The sequence below is a fragment of the Klebsiella sp. A-Nf5 genome, from assembly GCF_002810545.1.
Lineage (GTDB): Bacteria > Pseudomonadota > Gammaproteobacteria > Enterobacterales > Enterobacteriaceae > Klebsiella > Klebsiella variicola.
Genome location: NZ_PIOG01000068.1, coordinates 82,212 through 98,986, shown reverse-complemented (window position 1 = coordinate 98,986; position 16,775 = coordinate 82,212). Strand labels below are relative to the sequence as shown.

The 16,775-nt window shown below is 56.4% G+C and carries 15 protein-coding genes, 1 other RNA gene and 1 pseudogene; 12 read left to right on the top strand and 5 right to left on the bottom strand.

Annotated elements, in window-relative coordinates:
- Positions 1–145 (bottom strand): annotated as a pseudogene (locus CWM53_RS07620) (metalloprotease); the annotation flags it as partial.
- Positions 146–424: 279 nt separating this feature from the next.
- Here CWM53_RS07620 and tkt point away from each other — a divergent pair.
- The 7 genes from tkt to CWM53_RS07585 all read left to right on the top strand — a co-directional run bounded on the left by tkt (position 425) and on the right by CWM53_RS07585 (position 8,903).
- The gene (gene tkt, locus CWM53_RS07615) at positions 425–2,416 is read left to right on the top strand and encodes a transketolase (RefSeq protein WP_074387598.1); all 1,992 of its coding nucleotides are present in this window, start codon (positions 425–427) and stop codon (positions 2,414–2,416) included.
- A gap of 385 nt (positions 2,417–2,801) precedes the next feature.
- On the top strand, positions 2,802–3,830 hold the full coding sequence (epd, locus tag CWM53_RS07610) for an erythrose-4-phosphate dehydrogenase (RefSeq protein WP_061153339.1): 1,029 nt from the start codon (positions 2,802–2,804) through the stop codon (positions 3,828–3,830).
- Positions 3,831–3,869: 39 nt separating this feature from the next.
- Positions 3,870–5,033: a phosphoglycerate kinase gene (gene pgk, locus CWM53_RS07605; RefSeq protein WP_039102545.1), complete on the top strand. Its 1,164-nt coding sequence runs from the start codon at positions 3,870–3,872 to the stop codon at positions 5,031–5,033.
- Between the two features lie 97 nt (positions 5,034–5,130).
- A complete protein-coding gene (gene fbaA / locus CWM53_RS07600) occupies positions 5,131–6,210 on the top strand; it encodes a class II fructose-bisphosphate aldolase (protein WP_008806452.1) in 1,080 nt (359 codons plus the stop codon).
- A gap of 191 nt (positions 6,211–6,401) precedes the next feature.
- Positions 6,402–7,259: a small-conductance mechanosensitive channel MscS gene (locus CWM53_RS07595; protein WP_061153340.1), complete on the top strand. Its 858-nt coding sequence runs from the start codon at positions 6,402–6,404 to the stop codon at positions 7,257–7,259.
- Between the two features lie 151 nt (positions 7,260–7,410).
- Entirely contained in the window at positions 7,411–8,046 is a 636-nt protein-coding gene (gene argO / locus CWM53_RS07590) for an arginine exporter ArgO (protein ID WP_100631270.1), read from the top strand.
- 89 nt (positions 8,047–8,135) lie between these two features.
- The gene (locus CWM53_RS07585; protein ID WP_074387599.1) at positions 8,136–8,903 is read left to right on the top strand and encodes an oxidative stress defense protein; all 768 of its coding nucleotides are present in this window, start codon (positions 8,136–8,138) and stop codon (positions 8,901–8,903) included.
- A gap of 54 nt (positions 8,904–8,957) precedes the next feature.
- On the opposite strand, the gene argP is transcribed toward CWM53_RS07585, so the two are convergent.
- Complete coding sequence (argP, locus tag CWM53_RS07580) at positions 8,958–9,851, bottom strand: DNA-binding transcriptional regulator ArgP (protein WP_008806448.1); 894 nt, start codon at positions 9,849–9,851, stop codon at positions 8,958–8,960.
- A gap of 167 nt (positions 9,852–10,018) precedes the next feature.
- Between argP and rpiA the strand changes: the two genes are divergently transcribed.
- Both rpiA and serA read left to right on the top strand, forming a co-directional pair.
- Positions 10,019–10,678, top strand: coding sequence for a ribose-5-phosphate isomerase RpiA (gene rpiA, locus CWM53_RS07575; RefSeq protein WP_074387600.1), 660 nt, complete (start codon positions 10,019–10,021; stop codon positions 10,676–10,678).
- A gap of 269 nt (positions 10,679–10,947) precedes the next feature.
- Positions 10,948–12,180: a phosphoglycerate dehydrogenase gene (gene serA / locus CWM53_RS07570; RefSeq protein ID WP_074387601.1), complete on the top strand. Its 1,233-nt coding sequence runs from the start codon at positions 10,948–10,950 to the stop codon at positions 12,178–12,180.
- An 83-nt stretch (positions 12,181–12,263) separates the two neighbouring features.
- On the opposite strand, the gene CWM53_RS07565 is transcribed toward serA, so the two are convergent.
- The 3 genes from CWM53_RS07565 to zapA all read right to left on the bottom strand — a co-directional run bounded on the left by CWM53_RS07565 (position 12,264) and on the right by zapA (position 13,514).
- On the bottom strand, positions 12,264–12,860 hold the full coding sequence (locus tag CWM53_RS07565; RefSeq protein ID WP_012540577.1) for a 5-formyltetrahydrofolate cyclo-ligase: 597 nt from the start codon (positions 12,858–12,860) through the stop codon (positions 12,264–12,266).
- 99 nt (positions 12,861–12,959) lie between these two features.
- A non-coding RNA gene (ssrS, locus tag CWM53_RS07560) (6S RNA) lies at positions 12,960–13,143 on the bottom strand.
- A gap of 41 nt (positions 13,144–13,184) precedes the next feature.
- Complete coding sequence (gene zapA / locus CWM53_RS07555; protein ID WP_004205298.1) at positions 13,185–13,514, bottom strand: cell division protein ZapA; 330 nt, start codon at positions 13,512–13,514, stop codon at positions 13,185–13,187.
- A 166-nt stretch (positions 13,515–13,680) separates the two neighbouring features.
- On the opposite strand from zapA, the gene CWM53_RS07550 reads away from it, so the two are divergent.
- Genes CWM53_RS07550 through ubiH form a run of 3 tightly spaced genes read left to right on the top strand, consistent with a single transcriptional unit; the run spans position 13,681 to position 16,774 of the window.
- The gene (locus CWM53_RS07550) at positions 13,681–14,259 is read left to right on the top strand and encodes a YecA family protein (RefSeq protein ID WP_008806444.1); all 579 of its coding nucleotides are present in this window, start codon (positions 13,681–13,683) and stop codon (positions 14,257–14,259) included.
- A gap of 23 nt (positions 14,260–14,282) precedes the next feature.
- A complete protein-coding gene (pepP, locus tag CWM53_RS07545) occupies positions 14,283–15,599 on the top strand; it encodes a Xaa-Pro aminopeptidase (protein WP_074387603.1) in 1,317 nt (438 codons plus the stop codon).
- On the top strand, positions 15,596–16,774 hold the full coding sequence (gene ubiH, locus CWM53_RS07540; RefSeq protein WP_100631271.1) for a 2-octaprenyl-6-methoxyphenyl hydroxylase: 1,179 nt from the start codon (positions 15,596–15,598) through the stop codon (positions 16,772–16,774). Before pepP ends, ubiH begins: the two co-directional genes overlap by 4 nt.
- Position 16,775 lies beyond the last annotated feature (1 nt).

Genomic DNA, 16,775 nt, shown 5'->3' with positions numbered 1-16,775 from the left:
TTAAGGTTTTCACCTGCGCATCGCTGAGGGAGTACGCCTGGAAGGCTTCGGCGCCTGAGCTGAGCAGACCATTGGAGTCCATGTTCTGACATCCGGTGAGGGTTGCTGCGATCCCAAGAGCAAGTACGGTTGAGCGAATTTTCATTTTTTATCTTCCACAATCTTATGGTTGTTTATCCGAAAATACGGCGACGGCAGGGAACCGTATTCTGCGTAAATTATAAAGAGTATCGCAGGATGCGGGCGAGCGGATTCCGGGGTAGCACAACCTGTTCCAGAGATTTCTTAAAGGGCAAAAGGATGCTCCATGTACATGACTTGTCGCTTGGGTTACATTGTTCACACTTTTTTCCGGCGTAGCCCAAAACGCGCTCTCGTCAAGTCGTTAAGGGCATGGCCTTCAACAGTCCGAACTGGAGTCAAAATGTCCTCACGTAAAGAGCTTGCTAACGCTATTCGTGCGCTGAGCATGGACGCTGTACAGAAAGCCAAATCCGGCCACCCGGGNGCCCCGATGGGTATGGCTGACATTGCCGAAGTGCTGTGGCGTGATTTCCTGAACCATAACCCGAACAATCCGGCCTGGGCTGACCGTGACCGTTTTGTGTTGTCAAATGGCCATGGTTCGATGCTGATTTACAGCCTGCTGCACCTCACTGGCTACGATCTGCCGATTGAAGAGCTGAAAAACTTCCGCCAGCTGCACTCCAAAACCCCGGGTCACCCGGAAGTCGGCTACACCGCGGGCGTGGAAACCACCACCGGTCCGCTGGGCCAGGGTATCGCTAACGCGGTCGGGATGGCTATCGCCGAGAAAACTCTGGCGGCGCAGTTCAACCGTCCGGGACACGACATCGTCGACCACTACACCTACGCCTTCATGGGCGACGGCTGCATGATGGAAGGCATTTCTCATGAAGTGTGCTCCCTGGCCGGTACCCTGAAACTGGGCAAACTGGTGGCCTTCTATGATGACAACGGCATCTCCATCGACGGCCACGTTGAAGGCTGGTTCACCGACGATACCGCGAAACGCTTTGAAGCCTACGGCTGGCACGTGGTGCGCGGCGTTGACGGTCACGACGCTGACGCCATCAAACGCGCGGTTGAAGAAGCGCGTGCGGTCACCGACAAACCGTCCCTGCTGATGTGCAAAACCATCATTGGTTTTGGTTCGCCGAACAAAGCCGGTACCCATGACTCCCACGGCGCACCGCTGGGCGACGCAGAAATCGCGCTGACCCGCGAAGCGCTGGGCTGGAAACACGCGCCGTTTGACATCCCGTCTGACATCTATGCGCAGTGGGATGCAAAAGAAGCTGGCCAGGCAAAAGAAGCCGCATGGAATGAGAAGTTTGCTGCCTACGCGAAAGCCTTCCCGCAGGAAGCGGCCGAATTCACCCGTCGTATGAAAGGTGAGATGCCGTCTGACTTCGACGCCAAAGCCAACGAATTCATCGCGAAGCTGCAGGCGAACCCGGCGAAAATCGCGAGCCGTAAAGCATCGCAGAACGCCATCGAAGCGTTTGGCCCGCTGCTGCCGGAATTCCTCGGCGGCTCCGCTGACCTGGCGCCGTCCAACCTGACCCTGTGGTCTGGTTCTAAGCCGATCAACGAAGACACTGCCGGTAACTACATTCACTACGGCGTGCGTGAATTCGGTATGACCGCTATCGCCAACGGTATCGCGCTGCACGGCGGTTTCCTGCCGTACACCTCCACCTTCCTGATGTTCGTGGAATACGCGCGTAATGCGGTACGTATGGCCGCGCTGATGAAACAGCGTCAGGTGATGGTCTACACCCACGACTCCATCGGTCTGGGCGAAGACGGCCCGACTCACCAGCCGGTAGAGCAGGTGGCTTCCCTGCGCGTGACCCCGAACATGTCCACCTGGCGTCCGTGTGACCAGGTTGAATCCGCGATTGCGTGGAAATATGGCGTAGAGCGTCACGACGGCCCGACCGCGCTGATTCTGTCCCGTCAGAACCTGGCGCAGCAGGAGCGTACCGCAGAGCAGCTGGCAAACGTCGCTCGCGGCGGTTACGTGCTGAAAGATTGTGCCGGCCAGCCGGAGCTGATCTTCATCGCGACCGGTTCAGAAGTAGAGCTGGCGGTTGCCGCGTGGGACAAACTGACTGCCGAAGGCGTGAAGGCGCGCGTGGTCTCCATGCCGTCCACCGACGCGTTCGACAAGCAGGATGCCGCTTATCGCGAATCCGTACTGCCGAAAGCCGTTTCTGCCCGCGTTGCGGTAGAAGCCGGTATCGCTGACTACTGGTTCAAATACGTTGGCCTGAACGGCGCGATCGTTGGCATGACCACCTTCGGTGAGTCTGCGCCGGCTGAGCAGCTGTTCGAAGAGTTCGGCTTCACCGTCGACAACGTGGTTGCTAAAGCCAAAGCACTGCTGTAATGGCTGGTACGGTGCGGGCTGATGCCCTCACCCCAACCCTCTCCCACAGGAGGGGGTGCAAAAACCAAAAACGGTAACCCCTGGGTTACCGTTTTGCTTTTACCTCGCCACCCGGCTTTTTTGTATGCACTATTCTTCGAACATGTAACCGCACTGTGAATTATTCCAAAGAAAATGTGACATAAGTCATATAGCTGGTTTATTGCTCTGGACAAACATTCCTTTTATTCCTTGTTTCGCTTATTCTAGCTGAAGCGTTTCAGTCGTTTAAATGTTCGACAATTAATCAATCAGTCGCAGTTTGCAGCTGGTAAGGTTCCCCTCAGAGCGTTGCTGGATTACTCTGTCAGCCACCTCAAAACAGGGTTAGCCTTGCAGGAGATCTATGACCATTCGCATCGCGATTAATGGCTTCGGTCGCATAGGACGCAACGTGGTTCGCGCTTTGTATGAATCCGGGCGTCGTGCGGAAATCACCGTGGTGGCAATCAATGAGCTGGCTGATGCGGCGGGTATCGCGCATTTGTTGAAATATGATACCAGCCATGGCCGCTTCGCCTGGGATGTCCGCCAGGAGCGCGAGCAGCTGTTTGTTGGCGATGATGCCATCCGCCTGTTACACGAGCCGACCATTGCGGCGTTGCCCTGGCGCGAGCTGGCGGTTGACGTGGTGCTCGACTGCACCGGCGTATACGGTAGTCGTGAACACGGCGAAGCCCATCTGCAGGCTGGCGCGAAGAAAGTGCTCTTCTCCCATCCTGGCGGCAACGATCTCGACGCGACGGTGGTATACGGCGTTAATCAGGACGAGCTCCGCGCCGAGCACCGCATTGTCTCCAACGCCTCCTGTACTACCAACTGCATTATTCCGGTCATTAAATTGTTAGATGATGCCTATGGCATTGAGTCCGGCACCGTCACCACTATCCACTCGGCGATGCATGACCAGCAGGTGATTGACGCCTACCATCCGGATCTACGGCGTACCCGCGCGGCCAGCCAGTCGATCATTCCGGTGGATACCAAACTGGCGGCAGGGATCACCCGTATTTTCCCGCAGTTTAACGACCGTTTTGAAGCGATTGCCGTGCGAGTACCGACGATAAACGTGACGGCAATTGACCTGAGCGTGACGGTGAAAAAACCGGTAAAAGCATGTGAAGTCAACCAGTTGCTGCAAAAAGCAGCACAAGGTGCATTTCATGGTATAGTTGACTATACGGAATTACCGTTGGTCTCGACAGATTTTAACCACGATCCGCACAGTGCTATTGTTGATGGCACGCAAACCCGGGTCAGTGGCGCGCATCTGATCAAAACGCTGGTCTGGTGCGATAACGAATGGGGCTTTGCTAACCGAATGCTCGACACGACGTTAGCGATGGCGGCTATTGGTTTCAGGTTCGACGCGTAAACGTCGACAAAACTTTATGAATCAACGAGAGGATTCACCATGTCTGTAATTAAGATGACCGATCTGGATCTGGCTGGTAAACGCGTTTTTATCCGTGCGGATCTGAACGTACCAGTTAAAGACGGGAAAGTAACCAGCGACGCACGTATCCGTGCATCTCTGCCGACCATTGAACTGGCGCTGAAGCAGGGCGCGAAAGTCATGGTTACTTCTCACCTGGGTCGTCCGACCGAAGGCGAGTACAACGAAGAATTCTCTCTGCTGCCGGTTGTTAATTACCTGAAAGACAAACTGTCCAACCCGGTACGTCTGGTTAAAGACTACCTGGACGGCGTGGAAGTGGCTGCCGGTGAGCTGGTGGTTCTGGAAAACGTTCGCTTCAACAAAGGCGAGAAAAAAGACGACGAAGCGCTGTCCAAAAAATACGCCGCGCTGTGCGACGTGTTCGTCATGGACGCTTTCGGTACTGCGCACCGTGCGCAGGCTTCCACCCACGGCATCGGCAAATTTGCTGACGTGGCGTGCGCAGGCCCGCTGCTGGCTGCTGAACTGGACGCGCTGGGTAAAGCGCTGAAAGAGCCGGCTCGTCCGATGGTCGCTATCGTGGGTGGTTCTAAAGTGTCCACCAAACTGACCGTGCTGGATTCCCTGTCTAAAATCGCTGACCAGCTGATCGTTGGCGGCGGTATTGCTAACACCTTCGTTGCCGCGCAAGGCCATAACGTCGGTAAATCCCTGTACGAAGCAGACCTGGTTGATGAAGCTAAGCGCCTGCTGAGCACCTGTGATATCCCGGTTCCGACGGACGTTCGCGTGGCGACTGAGTTCTCCGAAACCGCGACTGCAACCCTGAAGTCTGTTAACGACATTAAAGATGAAGAGCAGATCCTCGACCTTGGCGACGTTTCCGCACAGAAACTGGCTGATATCCTGAAAAATGCCAAAACCATCCTGTGGAATGGCCCGGTCGGTGTATTCGAATTCCCGAACTTCCGTAAAGGGACTGAGATCGTGGCTAACGCTATCGCGGACAGCGAAGGTTTCTCCATCGCCGGCGGCGGTGACACCCTGGCAGCGATCGACCTGTTCGGCATCGCTGACAAAATCTCCTACATCTCCACTGGCGGCGGCGCGTTCCTTGAATTCGTCGAAGGCAAAGTCCTGCCGGCAGTAGCGATGCTCGAAGAGCGCGCTAAGCAGTAATTCAGTTCAGGCGGGGAAACCCGCCTGTTTTTCAGCGCGCTTAAGGGCTCGCGAACCTTCTTCAACGGTCGAAGATACAGATACAGGACTAAGTAACATGTCTAAAATTTTTGATTTCGTAAAACCGGGCGTCATCACTGGCGACGACGTTCAGAAAGTGTTCCAGGTAGCTAAAGAAAACAACTTCGCTCTGCCGGCGGTAAACTGCGTGGGTACTGACTCCATCAACGCCGTTCTGGAAGCTGCTGCGAAAGTTCGTTCTCCAGTTATCGTTCAGTTCTCTAACGGCGGCGCAGCGTTCATCGCGGGCAAAGGCGTGAAAACTGACGTTCCTCAGGGTGCTGCTATCCTCGGCGCTATCTCTGGCGCGCACCACGTGCACCAGATGGCTGAGCACTACGGCGTGCCGGTTATCCTGCACACTGACCACTGCGCGAAGAAACTGCTGCCGTGGATCGACGGTCTGCTGGACGCGGGTGAAAAACACTTCGCCGCTACCGGTAAACCGCTGTTCTCTTCTCACATGATCGACCTGTCTGAAGAGTCCCTGCACGAAAATATCGAAATCTGCTCTAAGTACCTGGCGCGCATGGCCAAAATGGACATGACCCTGGAAATCGAACTGGGTTGCACCGGTGGCGAAGAAGACGGCGTGGACAACAGCCACATGGACGCTTCTGCCCTGTACACCCAGCCGGAAGACGTGGATTACGCGTACACCGAGCTGAGCAAAATCAGCCCGCGCTTCACCATCGCCGCTTCCTTCGGTAACGTACACGGCGTGTACAAACCGGGTAACGTGGTTCTGACCCCGACCATCCTGCGCGACTCTCAGGAATATGTTTCCAAGAAACACAACCTGCCGCACAACAGCCTGAACTTCGTCTTCCACGGCGGTTCCGGTTCTTCCGCTCAGGAAATCAAAGACTCCGTCAGCTACGGCGTAGTGAAAATGAACATCGATACCGACACCCAATGGGCGACCTGGGACGGTATCCTGCAGTACTACAAAACGAACGAAGCTTACCTGCAGGGCCAGCTGGGCAACCCGAAAGGCGAAGACCAGCCGAACAAGAAATACTACGATCCGCGCGTATGGCTGCGTGCTGCACAGACTTCCATGGTGACCCGTCTGGAGCAGGCATTTAAAGAGCTGAACGCGATCGACGTTCTGTAAGAAAAATCTGTTTCTTACCCTGAAGCCCGCAGCAATGCGGGCTTTTTTATTACTTTAACAACAGGATAGCGAGCAGGAAAACTGTGATCCATTTGGCAAAACGTGCACTTATTGTTTACCCTATAACCTGACTGCCCTGTTGCAGGCTGAGTTATTTACTTCCCCGTTCGGGGATTCATAAGGAATGTTAAATGGAAGATTTGAACGTTGTCGATAGCATCAACAACGCCGGGACGTGGCTGGCACGCAACCAGGAGCTGCTGCTGAGCTATGCCGTCAACATCGTTGCCGCTATCGTTATCCTGATTATCGGGATGATCGTGGCGCGCATCGTCTCTAACACCGTCAACCGCCTGATGCTGGCGCGTAAGATTGATGCCACCGTTGCTGATTTTCTCTCGGCGCTGGTGCGTTACGCGGTTATCGCCTTCACCCTGATTGCCGCCCTGGGCCGGGTCGGTGTGCAGACCGCCTCGGTCATTGCTGTGCTGGGTGCCGCCGGTTTGGCGGTGGGTTTAGCGCTACAGGGATCGCTGTCGAACCTTGCCGCAGGCGTACTGCTGGTGATGTTCCGCCCGTTCCGTGCGGGTGAATATGTCGATCTCGGCGGCATCGCCGGCACCGTGCAGAACGTGCAGATTTTCTCCACCACCCTGCGTACCGCAGACGGCAAAATCGTGGTGGTGCCGAATGGCAAAATCATCGCCGGCAACATCATTAACTTCTCCCGCGAACCGGCGCGCCGCAATGAGTTTATCATTGGCGTATCCTACGATGCCGATATCGACAAGGTGAAGCAGCTGCTGACCTCGATTATCGAATCTGACGATCGTATTCTGCGCGATCGCGAAATGACTGTACGCCTGAACGAACTTGGCGCCTCATCGGTGAACTTCGTGGTTCGCGTGTGGAGCAAAAGCAGCGATCTGCAAAACGTCTATTGGGACGTGCTGGAGCGTATTAAGCGTGATTTCGATGCCAACGGCATCAGTTTCCCGTATCCGCAGATGGATGTGCATGTGGTCCGCCTGCCGGAAAAGGCAGAGTAAATCGCCACTGACAGAGTCAGGCCGGCCATGCCGGCCTTTTTTAATGGCGTGTTATTAGCTTATCTAATTAATGATTAATACTTTCAATTTCCGCTAATAATCCATTCGCGTTATAGTCAGCGCCACTCTCGAACACAGCGGAAAAATCCTTATGTTTACCTATTACTTTCAGGGCCTTGCCCTGGGAGCGGCAATGATTTTGCCGCTTGGCCCGCAAAATGCTTTTGTGATGAATCAGGGGATCCGTCGTCAGTATCACCTGATGATTGCCCTGCTGTGCGCGGTCAGCGACTTGCTGTTGATCTGCGCCGGTATTTTTGGCGGTAGCGCGCTGCTGATGCAATCCCCGTGGCTGCTGGCGATAGTGACCTGGGGCGGCGTGGCCTTTTTGCTGTGGTATGGCTTCGGCGCACTGAAAACGGCGTTCAGTCAGAATCTTGAACTCGCCAGCGCCGAGGTGATGCAGCAGGGGCGCTGGAAAATCATTATCACCATGCTGGCGGTCACCTGGCTAAACCCGCACGTTTACCTGGATACCTTTGTGGTGCTGGGCAGCCTGGGAGGTCAACTGGCGGTGGAGCCGAAGCGCTGGTTTGCGCTGGGGACCATTAGCGCCTCTTTCCTGTGGTTTTTTGGCCTGGCGCTGTTAGCCGCCTGGCTGGCGCCTCGGCTGCGTACCGCCAAAGCCCAGCGGATCATCAATATTGTGGTCGGTGCCGTCATGTGGTTTATTGCGTTTCAGCTGGCAAAAGAGGGCGTCGACCATATCCTGGCGTTGCTCAACTAAGCGTTGTCCGATGGACTTTCCTGCTGTACGCGCTAAGCTTGCTGGCATGCGTCCCGTAAGGGCGATTTAAGTAACATGGAGAAACGACAGTGAAGTTAAAAATCTTGGCCCTGGCGGCAGCACTCGGATTTAGCACAATGGCGGCACAGGCAAACGAATTGCCAGACGGTCCGCACATTGTGACTTCAGGCACAGCAAGCGTTGCCGCGGTTCCGGATATTGCTACCCTGGCGATCGAAGTGAATGTCGCGGCGAAAGATGCCGCATCGGCGAAAAAACAGGCAGACGACCGCGTCGCGCAGTATCTCTCTTTCCTTGAAAAGAGCGGTATCGCGAAAAAAGACATCAGCTCGGCGAATTTGCGTACCCAGCCTGATTATGACTATCAGAACGGGAAAAGCATTCTCAAAGGCTATCGCGCGGTGCGCACCGTGGAAGTGACGTTGCGCCAGCTGGATAAACTTAACGGCCTGCTGGACGGCGCGCTGAAGGCGGGGCTGAATGAAATTCGCTCCGTTTCGCTGGGTGTTGCGCAACCGGATGCCTACAAAGATAAGGCGCGTAAAGCGGCCATTGATGACGCGGTGCATCAGGCGCAGGAGCTGGCGGCTGGTTTCCACAGCAAGCTGGGGCCGGTCTACAGCGTGCGTTACCACGTCTCCAACTATCAGCCGAGCCCGATGGTTCGTATGATGAAGGCCGCTGACGCAGCGCCAGTCTCTGCCCAGGAAACCTACGAGCAGGCGACTATCCAGTTTGACGACCAGGTTGACGTGGTCTTTGAGCTGCAGCCAGCTCAGGCCGCCGCGCCAGCCGCGCCGGCGAAACCGGCGGAAGAGCCGAAACCAGCGCAGTAAGCGATAGAAACAAAAAAGCCACTTCCGGGAAGTGGCTTTTTTTATGCCGGCGATTTAATCCTGACGCAGCACTTTGTGGCCGTAATCAATAAGCGCATCGGTCACCCGGCGCATCATGCGGCTTTCCGGTGCAAAGCGGTGCCAGTACAGCATACGACGCTGGAACAGACCGGGCGTGAGGTCGATAAGCTCGCCGCTTTTCAGCTCTTTTTCGATTTGCAGATGCGGGATCATACAGCAGGTAGTGCCCTGGCGCGCCAGTTGTACGAAGGCTTCCGACGAGTTGACGATGTGGCAGGGAACGCTACCCGGCGGCAGGTCGAAGTTTTGCTGCAGGAACGCCTGATGCATATCGTCCAGATGATCAAAGGCGACGACCGGCGCTTTCAGCAGCGCAGAACGCGTCACGCCATTCGGGAAATAGCGTTGCGCAAACTCTTTTGAGGCGACAAACAGGTAATCGAGCGCGCCGAGCTGATCCACCAGGCAGCTTGGCAGCGCCTGCGGCTGGATACTCACTGCGCCTACCACTTCCCCACGGCGCAGGCGCTCCTGGGTGCGGGTTTCATCTTCCACCTGCAGGTTGAGACGAATAGGGGAGTCTGACAGAACATTGGCCAGCGCCGGCAGCAGCCAGGTTGCCAGACTGTCGGCGTTCACCGCCAGCGACAGCAGCAGCGGCGTGGAGCCAGTCTGCTCGTCGCCCAGCCACTCTTCTTCCAATAGTTCAACCTGGCGCAACAGAGCCAGCAGCTTTTGCCCCTGCTCGGTAGGGCGTGGCGGCACGGTGCGCACCAGCAGCGGCTGACCGAACATATTTTCCAGCTGCTTAATACGCTGTGAGACGGCGGACTGGGTAATACATAGCTTCTGCGCGGCGCGCTCAAATCCTCGTTCCCTAATCACCGCATCCAGCGCTTGTAGTGTTCTGTAGTCCGGTCGTTTCATTATTCTGGCGTGCCCCCATAACTAATCGTTATCTCGCACTATGACATAAATTTTTATTTGATACAGACGAAATTGGTCTGCTCAGTTGTGTGATCTGCATCGCAGGGACATTTCCACTGTCGATGTTCTATAATGCGCCACAGGCATTCACATCTCGGACCATAATTATGACGCAGGATGAACTGAAAAAAGCAGTAGGTTGGGCGGCGCTGCAATACGTACAGCCAGGGACCATTGTCGGCGTGGGTACCGGCTCGACGGCGGCCCATTTTATTGACGCGCTGGGCACGATGAAGGGGCAGATTGAAGGTGCGGTCTCCAGCTCCGATGCCTCTACCGAAAAGCTCAAAAGCCTCGGGATCACCGTCTTCGATCTCAACAGCGTCGATCGCCTGGGGATCTATGTTGATGGCGCAGATGAGATCAACGGCCATATGCAAATGATCAAAGGCGGTGGCGCGGCGCTGACCCGTGAGAAGATCATTGCCTCGGTCGCCGATAAATTTATCTGCATCGCCGATGCCTCCAAGCAGGTTGATATTCTCGGCGCATTTCCGCTGCCGGTTGAAGTCATTCCGATGGCGCGCAGCGCCGTCGCGCGTCAACTGGTCAAGCTGGGCGGTCGTCCGGAGTACCGTCAGGGCGTGGTTACCGATAACGGCAACGTGATCCTGGACGTGCATGGCCTGGAAATTCTTGATGCCGTCGCGCTGGAGAATGCCATCAACGGCATTCCTGGCGTCGTGACCGTGGGGCTGTTCGCCAACCGCGGGGCCGACGTGGCGCTGATCGGAACTGCCGATGGCGTGAAAACCATCGTAAAATAGTCTGTCCGCAGGGAGCCAACCGGCTCCCTCGCAAATATTTTTTCACCTGGTGCAATTTGGTGACTTCTGTCACATTTATGCAACCATCCTGATTAACAAACTACCATTAATCTTCTTTCTGGTGTTTTGTCCTGCCATTTGCTTCTGGATGACATTTCTTCAGGACGGCGACGCAAACGTTCATATTGCCGCGATAGTTTTTTTTGATATGTTGCTGAGACGAACTTTCGTTCAGCACGACATTAGTTAAGACAAAACAGGACGGGGAAATGGCTAAGGTATCACTGGAAAAAGACAAGATTAAATTTCTGCTGGTTGAAGGTGTGCATCAAAAGGCAATCGATAACCTTCGTGCAGCAGGTTACACCAACATCGAATTTCACAAAGGCGCGCTGGACTCCGAAGAGCTGAAAGCGTCGATCCGTGATGCCCATTTCATCGGCCTGCGTTCCCGTACTCATCTGACTGAAGAGATTTTCGCCGCGGCAGAAAAACTGGTAGCAGTTGGCTGCTTCTGTATCGGTACCAACCAGGTGGATCTGGACGCGGCAGCGAAGCGGGGTATCCCGGTATTTAACGCCCCGTTCTCCAACACCCGCTCGGTGGCGGAGCTGGTCATCGGCGAACTGCTGCTGATGCTGCGCGGTGTGCCGGAAGCCAACGCCAAAGCGCATCGTGGGGTATGGAATAAGCTGGCGGTGGGCAGCTTTGAAGCGCGCGGCAAGAAACTGGGGATTATCGGTTACGGCCATATCGGTACCCAGCTCGGCATTCTGGCGGAATCGCTGGGGATGCATGTCTTCTTCTATGATATTGAAAACAAACTGCCGCTCGGCAACGCCACCCAGGTTCAGCATCTCTCCGACCTGCTGAACATGAGCGATGTGGTCAGCCTGCACGTGCCGGAAAACGCCTCCACCAAAAACATGATGGGCGCGGAAGAGCTGGCGCTGATGAAGCCGGGCGCGCTGCTGATCAACGCCTCCCGCGGTACCGTGGTGGATATTCCGGCGCTGTGCGATGCGCTGGCGAGTAAGCATCTGGCCGGGGCGGCTATCGACGTCTTCCCGACCGAACCCGCGACCAACAGTGATCCCTTTACTTCACCGCTGTGCGAGTTTGATAACGTGATCCTGACCCCGCATATCGGCGGTTCAACCCAGGAAGCGCAGGAGAACATCGGTCTGGAAGTGGCCGGCAAGCTGGCGAAGTACTCTGACAACGGGTCAACCCTGTCAGCGGTCAACTTCCCGGAAGTTTCTCTGCCGCTGCACGGCGGTCGCCGTCTGCTGCATATCCATGAGAACCGGCCGGGCGTCCTGACCGCTATCAACCAGATCTTCGCCGCGCAGAGCATCAACATTGCCGCGCAGTATCTGCAAACGTCGCCGCAGATGGGTTACGTGGTTATTGATATTGAAGCGGAAGAAGATGTTGCCCAGCAGGCGCTGCAGGCAATGAAAGCGATCCCGGGGACTATCCGCGCCCGTCTGTTGTTCTAATCATTTTTGCCTCTCGGGCAGGTCGAGTACCTGCCCGTTTTTTTGTTCATACTTTCCAGGCTGAAATTCTCGTCCCCGCGTACCTACCAACTCCAGGTTTTTCCCGGGGTGATCACCGCGGGTAGCGGGATATCCCACTGTTCGCTCGGCAGGCTATCCACCTGCTGGCAGTCATGCGCGTAGCCTACAGGCTGCAGGCGATACTGCTGCCAGTTTTGCAGCGTACGGTCGTAAAAACCGCCACCCATTCCCAGTCGCTGACCACTGACATCGAAGGCTACCAGCGGGGTCACCAGCACATCGAGTTCAGCGAGCGGCAGCACGTCCCGCACATCGAGCTTCGGTTCGCGGATTTTCAGGCGATTCACTATCAGTTGGCTCTGCGGATGGTAGTGTAAAAACAACAGGTTTCCGGGGCTAAACGGATGCAGCACCGGCAGATACACCCGTTTGCCGGCGCGCCATAGCTGGTCAATTAGCGGCTGGGTGTCCAGCTCGCCATCAAAGGAGAGGAACAGCGCCACGGTATGAGCGAGTACGACCGGCGGCCAGGCCATCATCCGCTCCGCGGCCTGTTGGGCAAACAGGCGCTGTTGCTCCGGGCTGAGCGCGCGGCGACGCTCGCGGATCTGCTGGCGAATATGCTGTCTGGAGAGCGGGATATCGGGCTGTAGGGTCATGCAGGTCTCATTACGAGCAAGCGAAACAATACGAGGAAGTGTAATACAGAGCGGCAGTAGCCGAAAACTAGAGCGTTGGGATAATGCGAACTAAAGAAGGGAATCTCCGAGATGCCGCCGCAGGCTGTAACCCTTGAACCCTTGGTTCAAGGTGAATGTGTCGTCACAGTTTTAAGGCTTCTCGGACGAACCGAGCATGCTCACCAACCGTGGAGCGCCACATTCTTGTGGTATGAAATATCGGCTCAGGGGACTGGCCCGCTTGCAAACATCTCAGAGAAATTTTGTTCCTGGAATTACTCTAACACAGTTAACTGCAAAGTGTTATTCAAACTTTGACCCTGGTCTTTCGCTTATGCGACCTTGCTCAAGCAATGCTTGTTCGATGGTCTGCTGAAGCATCCGAATGCGCTGCTCCATGCTCGAAGCGTAGTCGCGGGTCTTCGCTTTTTCCTGAGTCAACTCATAGCTGATGTTCAACGCGGCGATGAAGACCAGCTGCTCAGTATTTGTGACTCTAGTGCGTTCTTTTAAATCTTGCAACCGCTGATTAAGGTCTTCAGCTGCCTGATTCAGGGCATCCCTTTGTTCAGGCGGGCAATTCACTCGCAGTGAACGGCCGAAAATTTGGAGATCTACGGGTTGTGCAGACATGCCACCTTCCTGCTGATTGACTGCGCTGCCTTCACATCCGAGCCCGGGTCTGCGAAGGGGCGACACTATAGCTACCCTGGTGCGGGGATACAAGCCCTTTTCTGGTTCACCAGGGTCCAAAGTGGTAGCATATCATGAATATTCCTCCCAACGATGACGAATGCGCATGTCTATACAGAACGAAATGCCTGGTTACAACGATGTAGACCAGTTACTGAACCAACAAGGGGTAGGCCTCACCCCGGCCGAAATGCACGGTTTAATCAGCGGATTGCTGTGCGGCGGCAATACTGACAGCAGCTGGCTGCCGCTGGTGCACGACCTGACCAACGAAGGTCTCGCCTTTGGTCATGAACTGGCCCAGGCGCTGCGTAACATGCATTCCGCCATCAGCGATTCACTGGATGACGACGGTTTCCTCTTTCAACTGTATCTGCCGGAAGGCGATGCGGTAAGCGTCTTCGACCGCGCCGACGCTCTCGCCGGTTGGGTTAACCACTTCCTGCTCGGCCTTGGCGTCAGCCAGCCGAAGCTGGATAAAGTGAAAGACGAGACCGGGGAAGCGATTGACGATCTGCGTAATATCGCCCAGCTGGGCTACGATGAAGACGAAGATCAGGAAGAGCTGGAGATGTCTCTGGAGGAGATTATCGAGTATGTCCGCGTTGCCGCACTGCTGTGCCACGACACTTTTTCTCGTCAGCAGCCAACCGCACCGGAAGTCCGCAAACCGACATTACACTAACTAAAATTCGTTCAGGGGGCGTCATGACTCAGCAGGAATTTCTCTCGCGTCGCCAGGCGCTGCTGGCGCAGATGCAGCCAGGCAGCGCGGCGCTGATTTTCGCCGCACCGGAAGCGGTGCGTAGCGCAGATTCAGAGTATCCCTACCGGCAGAACAGCGATTTCTGGTACTTCACCGGCTTTAACGAACCGGAAGCGCTGCTGGTGTTGATTAAAAGCGATGAAACGCACAATCATAGCGTGCTGTTTAACCGGGTTCGCGATCTGACCGCTGAGATCTGGTTCGGTCGCCGTCTGGGCCAGGATGCCGCGCCGGCGAAGCTCGGTGTCGATCGCGCGCTGGCATTTAGTGAAATCAACCAGCAGTTGTATCAGCTGCTCAATGGTCTGGACGCTATCTATTTCGCCCAGGGCGAATATGCCTATGCCGATGAGATTGTGTTTAACGCCCTCGAAAAACTGCGCAAAGGCTCGCGCCAGAATCTGCAGGCGCCGAACTCCGTCATCGACTGGCGGCCTGCGGTTCATGAAATGCGTCTGTTTAAATCTGCCGAAGAGCTGGCAGTGATGCGCCGCGCCGGCGAAATTTCCGCCCTTGCCCATACCCGGGCGATGGAAAAGTGCCGCCCCGGCATGTTCGAATATCAGCTGGAAGGCGAAATTCTCCATGAATTCAACCGCCACGGCGCGCGTTTCCCGTCCTATAACACCATCGTTGGCGGCGGCGAAAACGGCTGCATTCTGCACTACACCGAAAACGAATCCGAACTGCGCGATGGCGATTTAGTGCTGATTGACGCCGGCTGCGAATATCGCGGCTACGCGGGAGACATTACCCGCACTTTCCCGGTAAACGGCAAATTCAGCAAACCGCAGCGTGAAATCTACGACATCGTGCTCGAATCGCTGGAGACCGCGCTGGAGCTCTACCGCCCGGGCACTTCGATCTATCAGGTTAATCAGGAAGTGGTGCGCATTATGATTACCGGCCTGGTGCGGCTGGGGATCCTGAAAGGCGAGATTGACGAGCTGATCGCCAATAACGCCCACCGTCCGTACTTTATGCACGGCCTGAGCCACTGGTTGGGTCTGGATGTGCACGATGTCGGTAACTACGATACCGACCGTTCGCGCATACTGGAGCCGGGGATGGTGCTGACCGTCGAGCCGGGGCTGTATATCGCCACCGATGCCGATGTCCCCGCGCAGTATCGCGGCATCGGCATTCGTATTGAAGATGACATCGTCATTACCGAAGACGGCAACGAAAATCTCACCGCCAGCGTGGTGAAGAAGGCGGATGAGATCGAGGCGCTGATGGCGGCGGCGCGCCAGTCATGAGCGTGCTGATCGTCGGTGGCGGGATGACCGGGGCGACGCTCGCGCTGGCCATCTCCCGTTTGACCGGCGGCGCTCTGCCGGTCCATCTGATTGAAGCGCAGGATCCGCATTCGTCACGCCACCCAGGCTTTGACGATCGGGCGATTGCCCTGGCTGTGGGCACCTGCCAGCAGCTGGCGCGCATCGGTATCTGGCAGAACCTTGCTAAACGAGCGACGCCTATCCAGCGGGTACACGTCAGCGACCGCGGCCATGCCGGTTTTGTAAACCTGGCGGCGGCCGATTACGGCCTGTCGGCGCTGGGGCAGGTGGTTGAACTCCACGATGTCGGCCAGCGGCTGTTTAGCCTGCTGCGCGAGGCGCCGGGCGTCACCCTGCACTGTCCGGCGAAAGTGGAAGCGGTCAACCGCAGCCAGGACAGCGTCAGCCTCACCCTCGATAGCGGCGAAACGATCAACGGTAAGCTGTTGGTGGCGGCAGATGGTTCGCGTTCGTCGCTGGGCGTCCGCTGCGGCATTAGCTGGCAGCAGCAGCCCTATGAGCAACTGGCGATTATCGCCAACGTTAGCACCGCCTTGCCGCACGAAGGCCGCGCCTTCGAGCGCTTTACCGAGCATGGTCCGCTGGCGATGCTGCCGATGTCGCAAGGGCGCTGTTCGCTGGTGTGGTGCCATCCGCAGTCGCGGCGCGACGAGGTGCTGAGCAGGTCCGACGAACGTTTTTGTCAGGCGTTACAGCAGGCATTCGGCTGGCGGCTGGGGCGTATTACCCATGCCGGTAAGCGCAGCGTCTATCCGTTAGCCTTAACGACCGCCACCCGTGCGGTGTCACACCGTCTGGCGCTGGTCGGCAACGCGGCGCAGACGCTGCATCCGATCGCCGGGCAGGGCTTTAATCTTGGCCTGCGCGATGTGATGAGCCTGGCGGAGATGCTTGCCGACGCGCACGTGGCCCGCGACGATGTGGGCGATTATTCCCTGCTGTGCCGCTACCAGGCACGGCGGGCAGGTGATAAAGCCGCCACTATCGGTGTCACCGATGGGCTGGTGCATCTGTTTGCCAACCGTTGGGCGCCGCTGGTGGCGGGGCGCAACGTCGGTCTGATGGCCATGGAATTATTTACCCCAGCGCGCGATGCGCTGGCGCAGCGTACCCTCGGTTGGGTTCCCCGTTAAG